This window comes from Arthrobacter sp. CAN_A2, assembly GCF_015752045.1.
In the GTDB taxonomy this organism is placed as follows: Bacteria; Actinomycetota; Actinomycetes; order Actinomycetales; family Micrococcaceae; genus Arthrobacter_D.
In genome coordinates, this window is record NZ_JADOUS010000008.1 from 138,362 (window position 1) to 159,616 (window position 21,255).

Here is a 21,255-nt window from a genome sequence, read left to right on the forward strand (position 1 = left end):
GTCAAGGAGAGCCGGGGATCGAGGTGTCGGCGTTGAACGAGAGCAGTCCCAGTGGTAGAGGTTGGTACGAGCAGCCGATTGCCGTTGGCAGCAACGACCACCCCCGACCCGAGGAGACACCATGGCAACGCCCGACGACGCAGAGCGCACCCTGAACGACTGGAGCCGCACTCTCGGCCAGGCCCTGCAGGTCCTCGACCTCGAACTGGACCACGCCAGGATCGTGGAACTCGCCGCACGCACCTCGCACCTGCTGACCGCGGACGCCGGCGTCATCAGTGCCTTCATGGTCGGCTATGCCGCGGGCACCGTCACCACCGAGGGACGGGCCGAGACGGACGCCGCCATCGAGAAGGCCGTGAAGACCGTGCTGACCATCATCGAGAAGGACGAGCAGACGAACGAGCAGAAGGGCTGGACCGGCTCGGCCCAGTAGCGCGTCACGCCGCCGCGGGCACCCCGCGCCGCGTCGATACCAGGCGCGTGAGTGTCCAGGCCACGACGACGGCGACGAGCACCGCGGCGGCCAGGCCGAGGCCTGAGTAGCCGAGCAGCACCAGGGCGGGGCCCGCGAGGGCTCCGCCCAGTGCGCCGGCAAGGTTCATCACGAGGTCGGAGGAGCCCTGGACGGGTGCCCGCTCCGCAGCACCCACCGCCCCGGTGAGGAGCGCCGACGCCGAGACCACGCAGGCCGACCAGCCGAGCCCGAGCAGCACGAGGCTCGTGGCCACCCATGCCTCGGACTCCGATCCACGCCACGCCGTGATGAGGGCCAGGAGCAGGAAGATCTGCCCGCACAGGATGCCCTGCGTCTTCCCGAAACGGTCCGCGACCCAGCCGAACACGGGCGACAGCGCATACATCCCGGCCACATGCAGGCTGATGGTCAACCCGACGATGGACAGCCCTGCGCCGTGGTCGTGGAGGTGCACCGGGGTCATGGACATGAGCGAGACCATCGCGGCGTGGCTGACCGCGATGGTCACGACGGCGAAGCGGGCCGTCGGGTTGTCCGCCAGGATGCGCAGGCCGCGCCGGCGGGCCGGTGGCGCACTGCCCGCAGGCCGGGCATCCGCCTGTCGGGCGAGTGCGGTCAGGAGCGGATCGGGCCGGAGCCCCAGCGCGTAGACGGCCGCCGCGCCGGCCTGCGCTGCTGCGGAGAAGACGAAGCCCCCACTGAGCGGCGGGATGCCGAGCACCAGGGCCACGGCCGCGCCGGGTTCGAAGAGGTTGGGACCCAGGACCGCCCCGATGGTGGTCGACCATACGACGATCGCGAGGCTCCGCCCGCGGGTCGACTCGGTGGCGAGATCGGTGGCTGCGAAACGGGCCTGCAGTCCCGTCGCGGAACCCACGCCGAGGAGCGCCAGCGCGAGGAGCAGCAGGGGGAACGCGGAGAGCGATGCAGCGAGGATCGCCAGCATCGCGCCGATACCGGCGACGACGGCGCCCGTGGCCAGGGACACCCGGCGTCCCCTGCGCTGGGCGAGCGTTGCGAGGGGGACGGCCGCGGCCGCGGCGCCCAGGGTGGCCATGGTGGCGGCCATCCCGGACCATGCGCTCGACCCGGAGGTCTCGGCTGCGAGCAGCGCGCCGAGGGACAGCGTGGCCCCCGCCCCGAGTCCGCCCAGGATCTGGGCGCACACGAGGACTCGGATGACCCGGCCCTGCTGACCCTGCCGGCCGACCGGCTGCTCCGTCTGCTGCGTGTCCCGCTGCTCTGCCACGGCGTCTGCTCCTCCCCGTCGTCACGACCGGAGCAGTCTATCCGCGCAGCCGCCGGGCGCGAGTCCCACGAGGTGGTGCAGCGCACGTGACGGACCCGGGCGAGACGCAGCCGTGGTGGGCGACCCCATCCGTGGGCGGAGTGCCACGGCGTATCCTGTGGCCATGACTGAGCCGGAAGCGCCAGACCGTCCGATTGTCGAAGCAGGATTCGTGTCGGAGGAGGCCATCTATGCCCTGATCCTCGTGGCTGGGATCATTGTCACCGCCGGCAGGCACGGCGACAGCAGTTGGGCGGTTTTCTGGACCGTGGTCGGAACGGTACTGGTGTTCTGGTTAGCCCACATCTACGCCGGGACGCTCGCACACCTGAACGTCGGTCGACATGACCGTGTGGAACTGCGGACGGCGTTCCGGGCGTCCGTGCGGCGGTCATCGGGTCTGGTCATCGGGGCGGCGGTCCCCGCCGTCATCCTCCTGCTGGGGGCTACCCGCGTCATCGACGACGAGAATGCCATGTGGTTCGCGCTCTGGGTCGAGGTCGCCGCCCTTGCGGTCCTCGGATATTTCGCGTTCTTCAAGCGAGGGGCGACGATGCCGATACGCCTCCTCGGGGCCCTGACGACGGCGCTCTTCGGTCTCGCGATGATCGGCCTCAAGGTGATCATCCACTGACATGGCGGACAGCATTGCCGCGTCCCTCCTTCGGACCGACCACGTTGCCACGGCCGGAGCTGAGCAGGTCGTGGGTAGGCAGAGGCAGGCACCTGCGCATGGGCAGGCATGGGCAGGCATGGGTAGGCACGGGCGGGCACGGGCGGGCACGGGCGGAAGCTGCGCTCAGGAAACCGAACGAGGGACGCCCGCGCACGGGATGTGCACCGGCTGTGGAGAGGGCAATGCACCGGCCGGGAGAGGGCCGAGGCTGCGACCCCGTCGCCCCGCCGGGCCGTCAGGCGAGGAGCTTGGCTTTCTGCGCCGCGAATTCCTCCTCGGTGAGGATCCCGTCCTCCTTCAGGGCTGCGAGCTCCCTGAGCTGGGTGATCATGTCCCGGGGCGGCTCCGCCGCAGCGGCAGGAGCCGCTGCCTCGTCCCTCGGTGCCGGCTCCTCTGCCGCCATGTCCTCTTCGTAGGCTCGGCTGCGGTCGGCGGCGGTCTGTGCGTCGCGGTCGGCGAACTTGGCGGCCTGGCGGCGCTGCACGCGTCCGCTCACGGCGGTGGCGGTGCCGGCGACGACGGCGGTGCGGGCTACCCCGCGCAATAGACCTGGCATGTCGTGATCTCCTCAGTTGGTCGCATCGAGCGCATCGAGCGCCTCGATGATGTCGGTGGCCGGAATCCGTGCGCTGGCGATCAGCTCTCCGCCGCTGTGGCGGACCGCGGACACGAACCGGGCTGCCCAGGTGTTCTCGTAGACGATGAGCGCGGCTATCGTGCCCGGGCTCATGGCGTCCGTCGCCTGACGGATGTCGTCGACGCCGAGGATCCCGGAGGACGCCCCGGTGAAGGAGGAGAACCCGCCGCTCTCCGAGATGGGATCGGTGAGCTCGATGACGTCGACGCTCCCGTCCTCGGCCTTGCGGACGATCTGGAGGTCGAAGAGGCGGATCACTCCCCGCTCCACGAGGTCCATGAGCGCGGGGGCAGCCTCGCCGGTCAGGCGCTCGGGTGAGAACTCGAGGAGGACGAAGTCGATCGGGGCGACGAGAGTCTCGTCGTCGACTGCTGACGTTTCTGTGGTGGTCACTGCGGTTCCTCCTGGGAATCGATGTGTGAGAGGGGACGCCGGTCATGCGGCGAGTCGTACGGGGCGCCGCTAGTGGAGGGCCTTCTCCTTCAGCGACTCGTATTCCTCCGCCGTGATCGCTCCGCTCTGGTACAGCGAGGCCGCCTTGCTGATCTCGTCGGCTGAGCTGGAGCCCGCGATCGACCGGATGCGCTGGGTCTCGTACTCCTGATCGCGCTGCATCATCTTCATCTGGCGCTCGCTCATGCCCTTCCCACGGGCGATCACGTAGACCAGTGCCGTGATGAAGGGGAGGAACAGAAGGAAGATCAGCCAGACCGCTTTCGCGAATCCGCCCAGCTCGTGGTCGCGGAACAGATCACCGATGATCGAGAACAGAACCATCAGATACGCGATAAACGCAAAGGTCCAGAAAAAGAACCAGACGAAATCCCAGATACCTTCCAGAACGTCCATGACCGATCTCCTTGCGCCGTGCGGGTGTGTGGTGAGAACGGGGAGGGCCCGGGGGCGGGCCCTCCGCACTCAAGCATCACGGTAGGGCCACGAGGAGGGCTCCCATAGGGCCGATGGTCCCGCTACGGGAGCGATCACGCTTCTCCCCGGAGGCATCCGTGGAGACACCCCACGTGGCTTCGCCGGGCGGCGATGAGCGACGCCGCAATCCGGGCATCGATCCGGGCATGGATCCGGACATGAAAGTGGGTCCGGCGGAAGAATCCGCCGAACCCACTCCTGGCCGTCCATTGATCTCGGCCAACACCCGAGCACCGGCCGTACCCGGCAGGCGACCCCGGTCAGGACCGGGGGTCGCCTGCCGGGCGGCTGCTGTCAGGCGTTCGCCGCCTCGGCCTTCTTCGCGCGCGTCGTCGTGCCGTTGGTCGGGAAGCCGTCCGGTTCGACGTCGGGCGCCTGCACGGTAGCGACGTGGTCGTGCGACGCCGGTGCCGTGTGGGTGCTCTTCTCGAAGCGGACGATGATCTGCTTGGACCTCGGGGTGTTGCTTCCCTCTGCGACCTCGTCGAGGGGGACGAGCACGTTCGCTTCGGGGTAGTACGCGGCGGCGCAGCCGCGCGCCGTCGGGTACGAGACCACGCGGTAGGCGCGGAGCACGCGCTGCACACCGTCGTCGTACACGCCGTGGACGTCCACGTTCTGGCCGTCCTCCAGTCCCAGGTCGGCGATGTCCTCGGGGTTGATGAACACCACGTGGCGGCCCTTCTTGATGCCGCGGTAACGGTCGTTGTGACCGTAGATGGTGGTGTTCCACTGGTCGTGGGAGCGCAGCGACTGGAGGATCAGCGTGCCCTCGGGACGCTCGAGGTACTCGAGGTCGTTGACGGTGAGGACGGCCTTGCCGGTGGGCGTGTTGAACGTCCGTGAGTCGCGCGGCCCGTTTGCCATGATGAAGCCGCCCTTCCGGCGGATCTTCACGTTGTAGTCCTCACAGCCCTCGACCACGTGGGCGATGTGCTCGCGGATGAGGTCGTAGTCCTTCTCGAAGCCCTCCCAGTCGGCGTCGATCTTGCCGTCGATCGTGGCACGGGCGAGCCGGCTGATGATCGCCGGCTCTGAGAGCAGGTTGTCGGAGACGGGTTCGACGCTGCCCCAGGAGGGGTGCACGGCGCACACGGTGTCCTCGACGGACACGAACTGCTCGCCCGTGGCCTGGCGGTCGATCTCCGTGCGTCCCTTGCAGGGGAGGATCAGCGCCTCCTCGCCGGTGATCAGGTGGGAACGGTTGAGCTTGATGGAGATCTGCACCGTCATGTCGGTGTTCTCGAAGGCCTTCTCCGCCACCTGGGTGTCGGAGATCGCCGAGACCAGGTTCCCGCCGAGCGCGACGAGGACCTTGACCTGTCCGTCACGCATGCGCCGGATGGACTCCACGGCGTCGACGCCGTGCTCCTGGGGCGGTTCGAAGTTGAACTCCTTGCCGAGGGAATCCATGAACGTCTGGGGCATCTGCTCCCAGATGCCCATGGTGCGGTCGCCCTGGACGTTGCTGTGGCCGCGGATGGGGGAGGCGCCGGCGCCGGGCTTGCCGATGTTGCCGCGGAGCAGCAGGAGGTTGATGATCTCCTTGATCGTGGCGACACCCTTCTTCTGCTGCGTGATGCCCATCGCCCAGGTGATGATCACCTTGTCAGCGGCGAGATAGCGGGCAGCGAGCTCGTCGATCTCCTCGATCCGCAGGCCCGTGGCCTCGAGGACCGTGGCGTCGTCGAGCTTCAGCAGGTAGTCGCGCAGCTCGTCGAGGCCTTCGCAGTGCTCCTCGAGGAACGCATGGTCCAGCACCGTGCCGGGGTTCTTGGCCTCGGCCTCGAACACGCGCTTGGACACGGCCTGCAGGAGCGCCATGTCGCCGCCGAGCCGGATCTGGAGGAACTGGTCGGAGATCTCGGTGCCCTTGCCTGCGACGCCCTTGACCTTCTGGGGGTTCTTGTAGCGCTTGAGGCCGGCTTCCGGCAGCGGGTTCACCGAGACGATCTGGCCGCCGGACTCCTTGCAGGCCTCCAGCTCGGTGAGCATGCGCGGGTGGTTCGTTCCCGGGTTCTGGCCCATCACGATGATCAGGTCGGCGTCGGCGTAGTCGTCGAACGTGACCGTCGCCTTGCCGATGCCGATGGTCTGGCCCATGGCCCAGCCGGAGGACTCGTGGCACATGTTGGAGCAGTCGGGCAGGTTGTTGGTGCCGAAGCCGCGGACGAAGAGCTGGTACATGAACGCCGCCTCGTTCGAGGTGCGGCCGCTCGTGTAGAAGGCGGCATCGTCCGGGGTGTCGAGGCTCTTCAGCTTGTTGCCGACGATCTCGAACGCCTTGTCCCAGCTCACGGGCCGGTAGTGGTCCTCGCCGGCGGGCTTGTAGACGGGCTCCACGAGCCGTCCCTGCATGCCCAGCCAGTACTCGGAGCGCTCACGCAGGTCGGTGATGGAGTTCTCGGCCCAGAAGTCCGAGGAGATCACCACGGGAGACGCTTCCCAGGTGACGGCCTTGGCACCGTTCTCGCAGAACTCGAAGGTCTTGCGCTTGGCGGGATCGGGCCAGGCGCAGCTCGGGCAGTCGAAGCCGTCCTTGTGGTTCATCTTGAGGACGGTCTGGAGGGTGCGTTTCACGCCCATGTGCTCGATCGCCGGCTTCATGGAGTGATAGACACCGGGGATGCCCGCTGCCCAGTCCTTGGGCCGCTTCGAGACCTCGATGTCCTTCTCGTCGACTTCGTTTACACGGGGTTCCTTGCGCGTCATCGCGGACGTCCTCCTTCGCGGCCCAGAAATGGGCACTCCTCGACAGGTGGTCTACCCGCCCTGATACCTCAGGCCTAACAGGCTACCGTGGGCGGCCGCAAGCCTTCGACATCCGTGCGGCGCGGTTTGACTCGAGAGGGCCCGTTTGTGCGATGAACGACGTCGGATCCCGGTTTAGTTAGTTGACCTAACGAAACGGCAGAAGTACCGTTACTTAGAGCAACGAAGTATATGAGCCGGGAGCCTCCATGTCCGTAGGGCAGTCCACCGCCGCAGAGCTGGTGCACAACATCTTCGACCTGCAGCGTGCGCTGCGGGCGGTCACAGCGGCGAGCATGAAGCATTCGGAGCTGGGTCCGGCACACACGGGGGTCCTCTTCTTCATCGCCGAGGGCGGGCCGCTGCGCGCGTCGGCGCTCGCGGCCCGGCTCGGTATCGGCGCGTCCGCCCTGAGTAGACAGCTCGCGGACCTCGAGCAGTACGGCTTCGTGGTCCGCACCGCGGATCCGCTGGACGGGCGGGCCTGCCTGCTCTCGCTCTCACCGCAGGGCCGGGCGTGTCTCGCCGAGACCTACGAGCGCAGGGCGGAGACGCTGCGGGGCATCCTGTCCGACTGGACGGAGAGCGAGGCCGAAGCGGCGTCACTCTCCGTCCAGCACCTCACGATCGCCTTGCGGTCGACGGGGCCGCACCCTGACGGACCGCCCCACGCGACACCCACCGGAGCATCACATGCAGCATCAGACAGCACGGGCAACGACGGCCGTCACCACCTGGACCCCGCGTCCGAGATCGTGAAGGAAGACCACTGATGGCCACCCATCCCACCAGGACGAAGGCAGCCGGAGTCCCCGAGCAGCAACCGGCGTCGACGTCGCACCACCACGGGGCCGGCGAGCCCATGAGCCACAAGCAGATCCTGCAGGCCCTCACCGGCCTGCTCGCGGGCCTGTTCACGGCGATCCTCAGCAGCACGATCGTCGCGAACGCCCTGCCGACCATCATGAGCGACCTCAACGGCTCGCAGACCGACTTCGCCTGGGTGATCACGGCGGCGCTGCTGGCCAACGCCGCGACCACGCCGATCTGGGGCAAGTTCGCCGACCTGTTCGACAAGAAGGTCCTGGTGCAGCTCAGCATCGTGATCTTCGTGGCCGGCTCGGTCCTGGCAGGGTTCGCCCAGACCATCCCGCTGCTCCTCACGGCCCGTGTCATCCAGGGTGTCGCCATGGGTGGCCTGACCGCCCTGGCGCAGGCGATCATCGGCACCATCATCGCCCCGCGTGAGCGCGGCCGGTACTCCGGCTACATGGGCGGCGTCATGGCTGTGGCGACGGCCGGCGGACCGCTCCTCGGTGGCTTCATCGTGGACTCGCCCCTCGGCTGGCGCTGGACGTTCTTCGTCTGTGTGCCGCTCGCGATCATCGCACTCGTGCTGCTGCAGGTGACCCTGAAGCTCCCCGACACGCGCCGCAAGGCCAGCATCGACTGGCTCGGGTCCATCCTCCTGACCGCGGGCGTCAGCCTGCTCCTGATCTGGGTCTCCTTCGCCGGCAAGGAGGGCTACTACGAGTGGTTCTCCCGCGAGAGCGCCCTCATGGTGGGTGGCAGTCTCATCCTGCTCGCCCTCCTCCTGCTGGTGGAGTCCAAGGTGACCGAGCCGATCATCCCGCTGAAGATCATCTCCCAGCGCACCACGGCCCTGGCCATCATCGCCTCGATCACCGTCGGCGTCGCCATGTTCGCCAGCTCCAGCTACCTCGGCCAGTACTACCAGGTGGCACGCGGCGCAACGCCGACGGAGGCCGGGCTACTCACCATGCCGATGATCGCCGGCAACCTCATCGGTTCGATCGGCGCCGGACTGCTCGTGACCAGGTTCGGCAAGTGGAAGCGGTTCCTGGTCGCAGGGTCCCTCTTCCTCATCGCGGGGCTCGGTCTCGCCGGGACCATCGACCACCTGACCGACCTGTGGGTCGTGGGCATCTACACCTTCGTCTTCGGCCTGGGTCTCGGCCTCCTGCTGCAGAACCTCGTCCTCGCGGTCCAGAACACCGTGGCGGTCAAGGACATCGGCACGGCCAGCGCGTCCGTCGCCTTCTTCCGTTCCATGGGTGGAGCGGCCGGTGTCGCCGTCCTGGGCGCCATCCTCGGCACGCAGGTGGAGAACAAGACCACCGAGGGACTCGCTGCTGCAGGCATCCCCGCCAGTGGGGGTGCGGCGGGTGGTTCGCTCGACCTCGTCGACCTGCCTGCGCCGATCGCCGACATCGTGCGGGCCGCTTACGGCGACAGCACGGCACTGATCTTCCTCATCACCGCGGTCATCGCCGTCGTCGGACTCGTCTGTGTCCTGTTCATCAAGGAGACCCCGCTGCGTCGTACGGTCGATTTCGCGCAGGCGGCACCGGCCGGTCCGGCCGCCTCCATGTCGCCAGCCGCGACCGCTGCGCCCGGTGCGACGCCGTCGGTCGCCGGAGCGCCGTCGGAGCCCCGGTCCGGTATGTCGACGACCGGCGGCACGCTGCACACCCAGTCGGGTACCCGGCTCGCCGTCACCGGGACGCAGTCCGGCTCCCCGGCGGGTACGCAGCTCGCGGATGCTGATGGGCAGCCTGCGGCTGACGCCGCGCAGCTGGATGCAGCTGCTCCGAACCGGGGCGACGAGAGTGGACGTCGGACCTCGGGCGAGTCCGACGTCGTCGCCGTCCAGCCGTCCCATGGCCGTCACAGTGCCGGTCCGGTGGAGATCCTCAGGGCCGATGTAGATCGCGCAGCCAGGGAGCTGTCCGAACTGTCGGCCAGGGAGCTGACCGAGTTGTCCGAGCTGGATGAACTGGATGAGCTCGACGAGCTGACCGGTCTGTCCGCGCTGGACGCCGATGTGGAGGACCGTGCGGGGGCCGACCGCTAGTCCGGACAGGCACTAGCAGGAGGAGCAGGAGCAGCAGGAGCAGTAGCTCGCCAGGCCGCCGGGTGATCCCGGTGGCCTGGTGTCGTCTGGGGTGCCTGTCCTGGTCCATCAGGACCTGTGCGCCTGCGGTGTCGAGCGGCTCGGCCGGCCGACAGGCTGTCCGACAGACCGGCTGACTCACCTGCCGGCTGTCCTATGCCAGCTGACTCACCGACCGGCTGACTCACCTGCCGGCTGTCCCATGCCAGCTGACTCACCTGCCGGTTGTCTCACCTGCCGGCTGTCCCATCGGCCGGCCGACTGACCGACCGGCCGAAGCCGATGAGAGGACCGCGGGGTCGGTGTCGCGGGGTCGGTATCGCTGGGCTGGTGCCGCGGGGTCGGTATCGCTGGGCTGGTGCCGCGGGGTCGGTATCGCTGGGCTGGTATCGCGGGGCCGGTGCAGCCGGGTGCCTACGCGATGCCGGTGGTGCCCAGGAGCGCCCCGACCAGATAGGTGAAGGCCATGGCCAGTGCGCCGCCGATCACGAGCCGGATCGTCGCGCGCCGTCGGGAGCTGCCGCCCACGTGGGCACTGATCGCACCTGTGATGGCCAGGGCGACGAGCACAGCCACGAATGTGATGGGGATCCGGAGTTCGGCCGGCGGCAGGAGGATGGCGAGCAGGGGGAGGACCGCACCGGCGGCGAAGGACGCCGCGGACGCGAATGCCGCGTGCCAGGGATTGGCGACCTCGAGCTCGTCGATGTTCAGCTCCGCGGAGAGGTGTGCCGCGAGGGCGTCGTGCTCGGTCAACTCGTCTGCGACCTGGCGGGCCGTCTCCGGAGTCAGCCCCTTCTGCTCGTACAGGCCCGCGAGTTCGGCGAGTTCGCCGTCGGGATCCTCTGCGAGCTCCTGGCGCTCCTTCTCGATCAGGGCTTCCTGGCTGTCCTTCTGGCTGCTGACGGAGACGTACTCGCCGAGCGCCATGGATACGGATCCGCCGACCACGGCAGCCGTCCCCGCCACCAGGATGGGCGCGACCGCATTCGTCACGCCGGCGACGCCGACGACGGTCGCGGCGGTGGACACGATGCCGTCGTTCGCACCGAGAACCGCGGCGCGGAGCCAGTTCAGGCGCCCTGCCACGCTGCTGTCATGAGGTTCGCTGCGCTGGACCGGCATATCCGTCATGGAAGCAGTAAAGCACCGCACCCCTCGTCCTGCTACAGAGGATCGGCTTGCCTTGCCGGCCCAGTAGCATCGAGGAGTGAAACCGTTCCTGCTCCTGGCCACCCGCGTCGACGACTACGCTGCCGAAGCCGAATACCAGAGCTTCCTGAGCTTCGGTGGCCTCACCGAGGGCCAGCTGCGGCGCGTCCGGCTCGAGGCGGAATCCCTGCCCGAGCTCGACCTCGCGGACTACTCGGGGATCTTCCTCGGGGGCAGCCCCTTCAACTCCTCGGACCCCGAGGAGTCGAAGGGCGCCGTGCAGGTGCGCGTCGAGAGCGAGCTCGGCCGGCTGCTCGATACTGTGGTGGCTGAGGACTTCCCGTTCTTCGGAGCCTGCTACGGCGTCGGCACCCTCGGTCGGCACCAGGGCGCCATCATCGACACCACCTACGCGGAGCCGATCGGCGCCATCGAGATCACGCTCACCGACGAGGGCCGCGCCGACCCGCTGCTCACCGGGCTGCCGTCGTCGTTCTCCGCCTATGTGGGACACAAGGAGGCATGCGCCGCGCTGCCGTCGTCGGCGGTCCTGCTGGCGTCGTCCGCAACCTGCCCCGTGCAGATGTTCCGCGTGCGCGAGAACGTGTACGCCACCCAGTTCCACCCCGAACTCGACGTCGAGGCGCTCGTCGGCCGCATCAGGACCTACCGCCACGCGGGGTACTTCCCGCCCGAGGAGGCCGACGACTACATCGAGCGGGCACGTGCCTCCGCAGTGGACCATCCCGCAGCCATCCTCGGCGCCTTCGTGCGGCGGTACGCGCGGGACTGAGGCGCATTTCGGGGGCTGCGTCACCGGGGAAATGCGTCCTGACGTGGGCCGGTGCCGGGAGGTACTGTCGGAAGACAGGCCGCGCAGGGCGACACAGAAGAGGTAGCCGTTATCCGTTTCCGCACGAGCACCGCACCGGCCGGACACGCCGTCCCCGTCAGGCCGGCTCCCGGCGAGAAACGCCACCACCAGGTGCTGATCATCGGCGGCGGCAACGCCGGCGTCTCGCTGGCCGGACGGTTGCGCAGGTACCGCTTCAAGGACGTCGCCGTGATCGAGCCGAGGAGCCGGCACCTCTACCAGCCACTCTTCTCGCACATCGCCGGCGGTACGGCAGACGCCTTCGAGGCCGTGCGGCTTCAGGCGGACGTCATGCCGTCGGGGGTCGCCTGGATCCAGGACAAGGCCACGGACGTCAGCACCGGCTCCAACACGGTGCTGCTCGAGTCCGGCAGCGCCGTCACGTACGACCACCTGGTCGTCTGTCCCGGGATCCAGAACGACTGGACCGCCATCCCCGGCCTCAAGGAGGCGATGGAAGGGCCACACGGCGCCTCGAACTACGAATACGAGCTCGCACCCAAGGCCTGGAAGCTCTTCCGGGACCTCACCCGCGGCACCGTCGTCTTCACCCAGCCGCCCGGACCGGCGTCGTGCGACGGTGCGGCGCAGAAGCCCATGTACCTGGCGTGCGACCACTGGCAGCGCCAGGGTGTGCTCAAGGACATCCGCGTGGTCCTCGCCGTGTCCACGCCCACCATCTTCGGGATGGATATCATCGACGAGGAACTCAACCGGAAGATCGAGGAGTACGGCATCGAGGTCCGGTACAGCACTGAACTCGCCTCCGTCGACCCGGAGGGCCGTACCGTCGAGCTGGCGAACAGTGTCAGCGGCACCTCGGAGACCCTGGGCTACGACGTCCTCCACGCCGTGCCGCCCCAGTCCGCCCCCGAGTGGCTGAAGTCCACGGACCTGCCGGCGCACGGGAACCGGGCGGGATTTGTCGAGGTTGATCCGGTCATCCTCCGGCATCCGCGCTTCCCGAACATCTGGTCCCTGGGTGATGCCGCGTCCACGCTCAATTCGAAGTCCGGGGCTGCACTGCGCATGCAGACCACGGTGCTGGCGAAGAACCTCCGTGCCGTGCTCAAGGGGAAGAAGCCCACTGCCGAGTACAACCACTATTCGGCCTGCCCGTTCGTGGTCAGCCACAACACCGTGGTCTTCTCGGAGTTCGACGACAAGTACTCCCCGATGCCGACCGTGCCGGGGTGGGACAATCTCGCCCGTGAGCGGCGGCTGACGTACGTGATGGAGCGGTTCGTGCTGCCGAAGGTCTACTGGAACCTCATCCTGAAGGGCCGTGCCTGACCGTCGCCCCGGTGCTTCTCCCACCCTTGTCCGTACCGGAACCGCCCCGTAGCATCCGGTCATGGAGATCATCGAGTACCACCCCCGGCGTGATCAGCTCGTGTACACCTTCGGCGGCAGTGCTCCCGTCCTGACGGTCCGGCCCGGCACCGCGCTCCGGCTCTGGTCCGAGGACGCGTTCAACAATGCGCTCACCTCGGTGGATGACGTGTCGGGCGAGAAGGTCGACCTGAACTTCGTCAACCCGCAGACCGGACCGTTCTACGTCGAGGGGGCGGAGCCGGGGGACACGCTGGCGCTGCACGTCGTCGACCTCACGCCGGCGCGCTCCTACGGGGCGTCCGCCACCATCCCGTTCTTCGGGGGACTCACCAGTACCGACCGCACCGCGTCCCTGCAGGATCCCCTGCCCGACATCACCTGGATCTACCACGTCGACACCGAGCGCCGGACCGTCGGATTCCAGTCGCGGCTCGGGGACTTCGAGGTGGCCCTGCCGCTCGAGCCGATGCTCGGGACCGTCGGCGTCGCCCCGCCCGGCGGGGAGGTCCGGTCGTCGCTGGTGCCCGAGCGGTTCGGCGGCAACATGGACGCCCCCGACGTGAAGGCGGGTACCACGGTCTACCTCGGGGTGAACGTGGAGGGTGCGCTGTTCTCCATCGGCGACGGCCACTACCGCCAGGGCGAGGGGGAGGCCTGCGGCACCGCCGTCGAGGGGGCGATGCACTCGACCATCATCGTGGAGCTCATCAAGGGCGGGGCTCCCGCCTGGCCGAGGCTCGAGACGGACTACCACTGGATGGCCGTGGGGTCCTCGCGCCCCATGGAGGACTCCTGGCGCATCGGCCAGTTGGAGATGGTCCGCTGGTTCGGGGACCTCTTCGGTCTGCACCAGCTGGACGCCTACCAGCTCCTCACGCAGACGGCGCAGGCCCCCATCGCCAATGCCGTCGACGCCAACTACAGCGTGGTGGTCAAGGCTCCCAAGGCGCTGTTCCCCGCCGTCGACGCGTACGGCGGCCTCCACGCGCACCTGCGACGGCAAAGCGCCGACCTCCGCTGACGGCCCCACCCGACACCACCTACTGATCGAAGGAGTCCCATGGATCTGCATCTCGACGGCACCACCGCGCTCGTCACCGGCGGCACGAAAGGCATCGGCCGCGCCATCGTCGACTCGTTCGCGGCCGAGGGTGCGAACGTCGCGTTCTGCGCCCGCAATGCCGCGGAGATCGCGGAGACGGAGGCGGCGCTGTCGTCGTCGACCGGCCGGGTGGTCGGCCACGTGGTCGACGTCGGCGACGGACCGGCGCTCGCCGCCTGGGTGGCAGCCATGGGGGAGGAATTCGGCGGGATCGACGCGGTGGTCAGCAATGTCAGCGCCCTCGCGATCGAGGACTCCGAGGAGAACTGGGAAGCCAGCCTGCGGGTGGACCTCATGGGCACGGTGCGCCTGGTCAAGGCCGCGCTGCCGTACCTGGCCCGGAGTGCGACGCCGTCGATCACCGCGATCTCGAGCGTCTCGGGACGCGAGGTGGACTTCGCCTCCGGCCCCTACGGGACGGTGAAATCGGCGCTGATCGCCTATATGGCGGGTCTCGCGTTCCAGCTCGCCGGGCAGGGGATCCGGGCGAACACCGTCTCGCCGGGCAACACGTACCACGAGGGTGGGGTGTGGCCGGGTATCGAGCAGGGTAACCCGGAGCTGTTCGCGACCGCGATGGCCCTCAACCCCACCGGTCGGATGGGCACTCCGCAGGAGGTGGCGGACGCCGTCGTGTTCCTCGCGAGCCCGCGCTCGAGCCGCACCACCGGTGCGAACCTCCTGATCGACGGCGCGCTCACGCGCGGCATCCAGTTCTAGCCCGGACGGTTCCGGCCCGAAGTCATACCCCGGGCGGTTCTGGCTCGGACGGTTCCAGCCCGATAGGTCTGGCCCGACAGATCGGGCCGGGCGGTTCTGGCTCGGGCCGTTCCGGCTCGACAGTCATACCCGGACGGTTCTGGCTCCGACGGTTCCGGCCCGGACGGTTCTGGGCCGGACATGTCCAGCTCGGACGGGTCGGGCCCGAGAGTCTTGGCTCTGACCTTCAGAGCCCGGACGACGACGGGACGCCGGGTCTGCCGGTGCCCCGTCGTCGGTCGGTGGCCTGCTTCGACAGGAAGCAGAGCCGGATCTCGTTGATCTCGGGGCCGTGTATCCAGAGCCTGCTGTGCGGTGTGTCCTCGACGCGGCCCCACGATAGGGGAGCAGGGGAACGGCCTAAGCCGTCAGGTACTGGTATTCAGCGTGCTCCTGGATGAAGGCCGCCACGAATTCACACTGGGGAACGACCCTCAGGTGCTGCCCGCGGGCGTCGTCGAGTGCGTACCGGATGAGGTTGCTGCCGATTCCGTGACCTCGACGTCCGGATCGACGACCGTGTGCGTGAAGGTGATCGAATCGGAGGACCGTTCGTAGGCCGCGGTGCCGACGGGACCGCCGTCGACGGTGGCCACGTAGCGGCTCCCGGCCTCGTTGTTGCTGATCTGGACTACCGCGTCGGTGCTCATCCAGCCACCCTCGCATCCGTGGTGACCGGGGTCAACGTGCCCGTTCGGGTCGTTCGGCCTTTTTTCTTCCATGGAGGACTCAGCCCTCCCCGCTGCGGCGCGGTCCACGATGTACGGTCTGAACCATGACTTCGAACATTCTGGTGACCGGTGCGAGCAGAGGCATCGGCGCTGCCATCGCACATGACCTCGCCGGCCGTGGACACCGTGTAGCCGTCCATGCCGGCCGTGATGAGCGCGCCGCCACGGCGGTGCGCGATGCGCTTCCGGGTGACGGCCACGTGGTGGTCGTCGGGGACGTGGGTGACCCCGCGGCCTGCCTGCGCATCGTCGACGGGGCGGTAGATGGGCTGGGTGGGCTCGACGTGCTGGTGAACAACGCCGGGATGTTCGAGGCGCACCCGATCGACACCGTGTCCTTCGACGACTGGCAGGAAGCGTGGCGTCGCACGCTGGACGTGAATCTCCTGGGGCCCGCGAACCTGTCCTGGCTCGTCGCACGGCATCTCCTCGACCGGCCGACAGGGCCGGAGGGCGGGCGGCTGGTCGGTGTGGGATCGCGCGGTGCGTATCGGGGGGAGCCCGTCACGCCGGCCTACGGCGCGAGCAAGGCGGCGCTGCACTCCATGACCCAGTCCCTCGCCGTGGCACTCGCGCCCCACGGGATCCTCGCTGCCGCCGTCGCGCCCGGGTTCGTCGAGACCGACATGGGCAGGACCGTGCTCGACAGTCCGGCCGGCGACGCGGTGCGTGCACAGAGTCCCTTCAACCGCGTCGCGACGCCGGAGGAGGTGGCGCAGACCGTCGTGTGGCTCGCAACCGAGGCTCCGCTCTGGGTCAGTGGCACCGTGGTGGACGTCAACGGGGCGTCCTACCTGCGGTAGTCGCCGGCAGTACGCCTCGGCGGGATGGACGCCCGCTGTGGGCGAGGACCTGCCGGTCCGTTCTGCGCTCAGGGCGTGGTGGAGCCCCGCGGTGGTGCCCTCTGCGGAGGTGAGTGAGGATCGCTGCTGCGATGAACGCGGTGCCGTTTGCTTGCAGAAGAACATTCGGAGTAACTCCTGTGCTCTGGTTCGACGCGCTCTCCGCGCCGTGAGGGACGGTGGATTCGTGACGCGCCGTGACGGCCGCGGGTGGACGACGGCGTGCGGGCCCACTTACGCTCGACACCAGAATCAAGAGCTCCAACGCAAAACCCTGGTTCGTTGGACGGCAACCCTCTCGCTGTAGTGGGGTGCCCCAGGTGAGGATTCGGCCCGGCACAGGCAGTGCGGGCAAGTATGGCGCTTCCGCCACGGCAGTGCCCCGATATGAGGATTCTTCATGCCCACATCACCGCGCCATATCCGCTTCAATGCTTTCGACATGAATTGCGTGGGTCATCAGTCGCCCGGTCTGTGGCGCCACCCCGAGGACCAGTCCTGGCGCTACAAGGACCTGAGGTACTGGGCCGATCTGGCGAAGACCCTGGAGAAGGGACTGTTCGATGGCATCTTCATCGCCGATGTCCTCGGCACGTACGACGTCTATGGCGGTTCCAACGAGGCCACGCTGAGGCAGGGCACGCAGACCCCGGTCAATGATCCGTTCCTGCTCGTCTCCGCGATGGCGCTCGTCACGGAGCACCTCGGGTTCGGTGTCACCGCGGGTACCGCGTACGAGCACCCCTACCCCTTCGCGCGCAGGCTCTCCACGCTGGACCACCTCACCAAGGGGCGCGTCGGCTGGAACGTGGTCACCGGCTACCTGCCCTCCGCTGCACGCAACATGGGTCATGAGGATCAGCTCGAGCACGACGCGCGTTACGACCACGCGGATGAGTACCTCGAGGTCCTCTACAAGCTGCTCGAAGGGTCGTGGGATGACGACGCAGTGGTCCGCGATCGCGAGACCGGTGTCTTCACCGATCCGGGCAAGGTCCATGACATCAACCACGACGGCAAGTACTTCAAGGTCCCGGGAATCCACCTCAGTGAGCCCTCGCCCCAGCGGACACCGGTCATCTTCCAGGCCGGAGCGTCCTCCCGTGGCATCGCCTTCGCGGCCGGCAACGCCGAGGCGGTGTTCGTCGCTGCGCCCACGAAGGAGAAGCTGAAGGACGTCGTCAGGAAGATCCGGGATGCGGTCGAGGCCGAAGGCCGTGATCGCTACTCGGTGCGGATCTACACGCTGCTCACCGTCATCACGGACGAGACGGAGGAGAAGGCCCAGGCCAAGCACGCGGATTACCAGCAGTACGTCAGCTACGAGGGGGCCCTCGTGCTCGTCTCAGGATGGCTCGGCGTGGATCTCTCCGTCTACGATCCGGACGAGCCGCTGGGCAACGTGAAGTCCAACGCCATCCAGTCCGCCGTCGCGAACTTCCAGAAGGTGAACGACGACGGCTCGCCGTGGACTGTGCGCGACATCGCCGAATCGGCGGGGATCGGGGGGCTGGGGCCGCGCATCGTCGGCTCAGGTGTGCAGGTCGCCGATGAACTTCAGGCATGGGTCCAGGAGACCGATGTCGACGGCTTCAACCTCGCCTATGCGATCACGCCCGGGACCTTCGAGGACATCATCGAGTTCGTCGTGCCGGAACTGCAGAAGCGTGGTGCCTATCCGACGGAGTACACGGAAGGAACACTGCGCCAGAAGCTCTTCGGGAAGGGCGATCGTCTGCCGGACGAGCACCGCGGCGCGCAGTATCGGCTTCAGCCCGTCCGACCCTGACGTGTCGGCGGATCGGCTGGTGACGTTGGGCCGGGTTGGCGCTTGGACCCGTCCGGTTCCAACGCATCAGCCGGAAACGAGCGGCGCTGCCACTTGGTGATGGCACCTGGGAATAGGTCTGCGCTGGCGGCGGAACGATCACGGGAAGGTGGCCAGCCCGACCATGGAGGACTAGCGTCGAAGACAAGGTATCCGACGACCAGTCACTCGACAGAAGGAGTTCCCATGTCACGCGTAGCCATCATCGGTGGGCACGGAAAAGTAGCACTGCACCTCACGAAGATCCTCACCAGCCAGGGCCACCAGGTCAGTTCGATCTTCCGCAACCAGGACCACGCCGGCGACGTCGAGCAGGCAGGTGCAACCCCCGTGGTGGCCGATGTCTCCGAACTGTCGGTGGCGCAGATGGCTGATGTCTTCCGTGGCCACGACGCAGTCGTCTGGTCTGCCGGTGCAGGTGGTGCGAGCCCCGAAGCCACGTATGCCGTGGATCGGGATGCTGCGATCCGTTCGATGGATGCTGCCCGGGAGGCGTCCGTAGGCCGCTATGTCATGGTGTCCTACCTCGGTGCACGGAAGGATCATGGCGTTCCGGAGGACAACGGCTTCTTCCACTATGGGGAGGCGAAGGCTGCGGCTGATGAGCACCTGCGCAACTCGACACTCGCGTGGACCATCCTCCAGCCGGGATCGCTCACCACGGACCCCGGAACCGGGAAGATCGAGGTGTCCGCGAAGCCGCAGCAGGATTCGGTGGCCCGCGACGATGTCGCCCTCGTGGCGGCCGTCGTGCTCGGCAACCTCGGCACGGTGGACAAGACCATCCAGTTCAACAGCGGTGAGACGCCGGTCGCTGAGGCCATCGAGGCCGCACTGTAGTCCGGTCTCAGCGGGGTGAAGGCGGCGCCCAGTTGAGGGCGTCGCCTTCTGTGTGGGCCGGGCGACGATGGCGCTTGGTGTGTGGTGGGTGCGGTCCTGCTTCACGAGTGTTCGCGCCAGATGGTCCGGTCCAGCGGACGATCCGGACGCATACAACGATTCGTACGCATACGACGCTTCAACGCTTCAAACGCTTCAAACGCTTCAAACGCTTCGGACCCTTCGGACCCTTCAGACCAAACGCTCCATCATCCGGTGCTGTGCTCCAGAAAGCGGGAGTTGCGCTTCGAGACGTCCGGGCTCGGCCCCGAGGCGTCGTCGATCAGTGCTTCATCGACGGATTGGCCTGCTTGCCAGTATCTGTTCCGCCGGGCGCTTCCCGGAGGACCAAGCGTCCCGGGCCCGGTGAACCATGGAATGCCATTCCGGGATGACACCGACCATGTCCCCTGATGAATGACGTGGTGATGGCGCGAACACAGCAGGACGCCGTTGTCGGCGCTCGTCGTGCCGCCGGATGACCAGGGCTTCAGGTGGTGTGCTTCGCACCAACTGGCAGGAATTGAGCAGTCGGGAAAGGCGCAGCCCTTGTCCCTCGCAACGAGCGCTCGCCGGAGGTGCGGCGGAAAGAGCCGTTGTGCCCGGCCGACATCGAGTACCTGACTCTTACCTCCGAGAACAAGCGGGAGGATGTCAGCATCGCATGCCAGCTTCCTGATGCTCCCTGCATCCATCTGCCCGGAAAAGACGGCATACCCCGGCCTGTGTGTGGCGCCGATGAGGTCCTTGTAGTCGATGGTCACCATGACCTGCGGGCGATGGCCGCCTGCCGACGGCAGCGCTGCTGTGCTCAACGTGACCTTGCAGGCGGTGACCAGCCCGTCGAGGAGGGTCTGGGCCCTCGTTGCCGCCGGCGGATCATCGGAAGGGATTCTGCCCTCGTCCAGGCCAAGGCCGGCGGCCAGGATTCTCGTGTCATCAGCGTCCAGGGTGCCCGGGGCGCCCCGGACGTCCGAGGCACCTGACGCGTCCGTAGCCCCCGGTGCAAGGTCAGGTGTAGGGCCACCGGTCCTACCCGCTGCGCCGCGCGGGTTCGCCGTCGAATTCATGACCGTCGCGAGCAGTTCGAACTGCTCATCCGTGGCACCGATCTCGAGGAAGTGCAGTCCATGGCGCCGGCCTCGGAAGAAGACGCCCTGTCGTGCGCGCAGTACCTTCTCTTTTGGCTCCTGCCCATCCTGGTCCAGGACGCCCTCCCATCGACGTGCGAGCACCCGGAGGATGTCTTCGTCGGCCTCCATCGCCTGTCGTGTCAGGTGGTGCTCCATCGACTCGAGCTGCTGGGGTGTCGCGAACGAGTCCACCCGCTGCACCGCCTGAGCGACGACGGTCGCTGCTCGCCCACTGATACTGCCGGAGGTCACTGCTGCGCCCAGCGCAGTGAGTCTGGCGGGAACAGGTGCGCCGGTCGGCGAGGTACGGGGGAGTACCAGGTCTGCAAGAGTCAGCCGTCGTTTCGCCTCGGCGCGGCTGATGCCCAGCGTGGCGCGGAGGAAGTCGGTGCAGTTCCTGGACCCGTTACCCGTCGATGTGGACGTGCTTTCGGAGGCAAGGCCGGACTGGGCGTTCCCGGCGATCGCCTGCTCTGCCCGCGCCAATAGGGAGCCGCCGGTGGGCTGCTCCCCATCGTCGTCAGCAAGATGATGCTCCTCGGCGATGCGGGCAGCCAGGACCTGTAGATGGTCGACGATCCTCGATACGTGTTCGATCTTCATGATGAGATCTGCGGCGTCCTGTCGGGATTGGATGCCGTAGCCCTGACCTACCTCGCGTGCGCAGTCGGCAAGCGCTGTGCATGCCGAGTCGAGGAGACTCGGACGTGCGGTGTAGCGCTCGATCGGTGCGGTAGCCATGCCTGAATTTTATCGAACGTACGTACTAATGGCGTTCGAGGAGAACGAATGTGGAGGGAGAGACGTCCTCAGTTGTCCACATAGTCGCCCGGTGTGGATCGCCTCGGTATTCCGATTGACGATCCGTTGTTGCCCCGGTGCCCGCCCGCCGACGGACCTCCGTGGTTCGCACCGACGCGTTGCCATCCCGCCGCGAGAGCACCGG

20 protein-coding genes and 1 riboswitch are annotated in these 21,255 nt (G+C 67.7%); of the genes, 11 read left to right on the forward strand and 9 right to left on the reverse strand.

Annotation, left to right across the window (positions count from 1 at the left end; genetic code table 11):
- Nucleotides 1-121 precede the first annotated feature (121 nt).
- Complete coding sequence (locus IWX63_RS12200) at nt 122-436, forward strand: DUF6457 domain-containing protein (RefSeq protein ID WP_199278427.1); 315 nt, start codon at nt 122-124, stop codon at nt 434-436.
- Nucleotides 437-440: 4 nt separating this feature from the next.
- On the opposite strand, the gene IWX63_RS12205 is transcribed toward IWX63_RS12200, so the two are convergent.
- The gene (locus tag IWX63_RS12205; RefSeq protein ID WP_199278428.1) at nt 441-1,727 is read right to left on the reverse strand and encodes an MFS transporter; all 1,287 of its coding nucleotides are present in this window, start codon (nt 1,725-1,727) and stop codon (nt 441-443) included.
- A gap of 163 nt (nt 1,728-1,890) precedes the next feature.
- On the opposite strand from IWX63_RS12205, the gene IWX63_RS12210 reads away from it, so the two are divergent.
- Nucleotides 1,891-2,400 (forward strand): hypothetical protein, encoded by a 510-nt coding sequence (locus tag IWX63_RS12210; protein WP_199278429.1) that lies wholly within the window; start codon nt 1,891-1,893, stop codon nt 2,398-2,400.
- Nucleotides 2,401-2,677: 277 nt separating this feature from the next.
- Here IWX63_RS12210 and IWX63_RS12215 read toward each other — a convergent pair whose 3' ends face one another.
- The 4 genes from IWX63_RS12215 to IWX63_RS12230 form a co-directional block, all read right to left on the reverse strand.
- Nucleotides 2,678-2,998, reverse strand: coding sequence for an SHOCT domain-containing protein (locus IWX63_RS12215; RefSeq protein WP_199278430.1), 321 nt, complete (start codon nt 2,996-2,998; stop codon nt 2,678-2,680).
- A gap of 12 nt (nt 2,999-3,010) precedes the next feature.
- On the reverse strand, nt 3,011-3,472 hold the full coding sequence (locus tag IWX63_RS12220; RefSeq protein WP_199278431.1) for a DUF6325 family protein: 462 nt from the start codon (nt 3,470-3,472) through the stop codon (nt 3,011-3,013).
- Between the two features lie 69 nt (nt 3,473-3,541).
- Nucleotides 3,542-3,928: an SHOCT domain-containing protein gene (locus IWX63_RS12225; protein ID WP_199278432.1), complete on the reverse strand. Its 387-nt coding sequence runs from the start codon at nt 3,926-3,928 to the stop codon at nt 3,542-3,544.
- A gap of 375 nt (nt 3,929-4,303) precedes the next feature.
- Nucleotides 4,304-6,721 carry an FdhF/YdeP family oxidoreductase gene (locus tag IWX63_RS12230; RefSeq protein ID WP_199278433.1) on the reverse strand — a complete coding sequence of 806 codons (2,418 nt, stop codon included), beginning with the start codon at nt 6,719-6,721 and terminating at the stop codon, nt 4,304-4,306.
- A gap of 248 nt (nt 6,722-6,969) precedes the next feature.
- Between IWX63_RS12230 and IWX63_RS12235 the strand changes: the two genes are divergently transcribed.
- Both IWX63_RS12235 and IWX63_RS12240 read left to right on the forward strand, forming a co-directional pair.
- Entirely contained in the window at nt 6,970-7,533 is a 564-nt protein-coding gene (locus IWX63_RS12235) for a MarR family winged helix-turn-helix transcriptional regulator (protein WP_199278434.1), read from the forward strand.
- Between the two features lie 89 nt (nt 7,534-7,622).
- The gene (locus IWX63_RS12240) at nt 7,623-9,635 is read left to right on the forward strand and encodes an MFS transporter (protein ID WP_334685847.1); all 2,013 of its coding nucleotides are present in this window, start codon (nt 7,623-7,625) and stop codon (nt 9,633-9,635) included.
- Nucleotides 9,636-10,088: 453 nt separating this feature from the next.
- Here IWX63_RS12240 and IWX63_RS12245 read toward each other — a convergent pair whose 3' ends face one another.
- Entirely contained in the window at nt 10,089-10,808 is a 720-nt protein-coding gene (locus IWX63_RS12245; RefSeq protein ID WP_199278436.1) for a VIT1/CCC1 transporter family protein, read from the reverse strand.
- A gap of 76 nt (nt 10,809-10,884) precedes the next feature.
- Between IWX63_RS12245 and IWX63_RS12250 the strand changes: the two genes are divergently transcribed.
- The 4 genes from IWX63_RS12250 (at nt 10,885) to IWX63_RS12265 (ending at nt 14,857) form a co-directional block, all read left to right on the forward strand.
- Nucleotides 10,885-11,619 carry a glutamine amidotransferase gene (locus IWX63_RS12250; RefSeq protein WP_199278437.1) on the forward strand — a complete coding sequence of 245 codons (735 nt, stop codon included), beginning with the start codon at nt 10,885-10,887 and terminating at the stop codon, nt 11,617-11,619.
- Nucleotides 11,620-11,811: 192 nt separating this feature from the next.
- Nucleotides 11,812-12,993 carry an NAD(P)/FAD-dependent oxidoreductase gene (locus IWX63_RS12255; protein ID WP_334685838.1) on the forward strand — a complete coding sequence of 394 codons (1,182 nt, stop codon included), beginning with the start codon at nt 11,812-11,814 and terminating at the stop codon, nt 12,991-12,993.
- Nucleotides 12,994-13,054: 61 nt separating this feature from the next.
- Nucleotides 13,055-14,056 carry an acetamidase/formamidase family protein gene (locus tag IWX63_RS12260; RefSeq protein ID WP_199278438.1) on the forward strand — a complete coding sequence of 334 codons (1,002 nt, stop codon included), beginning with the start codon at nt 13,055-13,057 and terminating at the stop codon, nt 14,054-14,056.
- A 39-nt stretch (nt 14,057-14,095) separates the two neighbouring features.
- On the forward strand, nt 14,096-14,857 hold the full coding sequence (locus tag IWX63_RS12265) for an SDR family NAD(P)-dependent oxidoreductase (protein ID WP_199278439.1): 762 nt from the start codon (nt 14,096-14,098) through the stop codon (nt 14,855-14,857).
- Nucleotides 14,858-15,256: 399 nt separating this feature from the next.
- Here the strand turns inward: IWX63_RS12265 and IWX63_RS16945 are convergent, their stop codons facing one another.
- Both IWX63_RS16945 and IWX63_RS12270 read right to left on the reverse strand, forming a co-directional pair.
- Nucleotides 15,257-15,385 (reverse strand): N-acetyltransferase, encoded by a 129-nt coding sequence (locus tag IWX63_RS16945; RefSeq protein ID WP_442859129.1) that lies wholly within the window; start codon nt 15,383-15,385, stop codon nt 15,257-15,259.
- Nucleotides 15,331-15,546 (reverse strand): GNAT family N-acetyltransferase, encoded by a 216-nt coding sequence (locus IWX63_RS12270; protein WP_334685839.1) that lies wholly within the window; start codon nt 15,544-15,546, stop codon nt 15,331-15,333. Before IWX63_RS12270 ends, IWX63_RS16945 begins: the two co-directional genes overlap by 55 nt.
- 125 nt (nt 15,547-15,671) lie before the next feature.
- On the opposite strand from IWX63_RS12270, the gene IWX63_RS12275 reads away from it, so the two are divergent.
- The 3 genes from IWX63_RS12275 (at nt 15,672) to IWX63_RS12285 (ending at nt 19,137) form a co-directional block, all read left to right on the forward strand.
- Nucleotides 15,672-16,430, forward strand: a complete 759-nt coding sequence (locus IWX63_RS12275; RefSeq protein ID WP_199278441.1) for an SDR family NAD(P)-dependent oxidoreductase — start codon at nt 15,672-15,674, stop codon at nt 16,428-16,430.
- Nucleotides 16,431-16,719: 289 nt separating this feature from the next.
- A riboswitch (SAM riboswitch) is annotated at nt 16,720-16,833 on the forward strand.
- 36 nt (nt 16,834-16,869) lie between these two features.
- Nucleotides 16,870-18,258 carry an LLM class flavin-dependent oxidoreductase gene (locus tag IWX63_RS12280; protein ID WP_199278442.1) on the forward strand — a complete coding sequence of 463 codons (1,389 nt, stop codon included), beginning with the start codon at nt 16,870-16,872 and terminating at the stop codon, nt 18,256-18,258.
- 225 nt (nt 18,259-18,483) lie between these two features.
- A complete protein-coding gene (locus IWX63_RS12285) occupies nt 18,484-19,137 on the forward strand; it encodes an SDR family oxidoreductase (protein WP_199278443.1) in 654 nt (217 codons plus the stop codon).
- A gap of 248 nt (nt 19,138-19,385) precedes the next feature.
- Here IWX63_RS12285 and IWX63_RS12290 read toward each other — a convergent pair whose 3' ends face one another.
- Nucleotides 19,386-21,050 carry an HNH endonuclease signature motif containing protein gene (locus IWX63_RS12290; protein WP_199278444.1) on the reverse strand — a complete coding sequence of 555 codons (1,665 nt, stop codon included), beginning with the start codon at nt 21,048-21,050 and terminating at the stop codon, nt 19,386-19,388.
- Between the last annotated feature and the right edge of the window lie 205 nt (nt 21,051-21,255).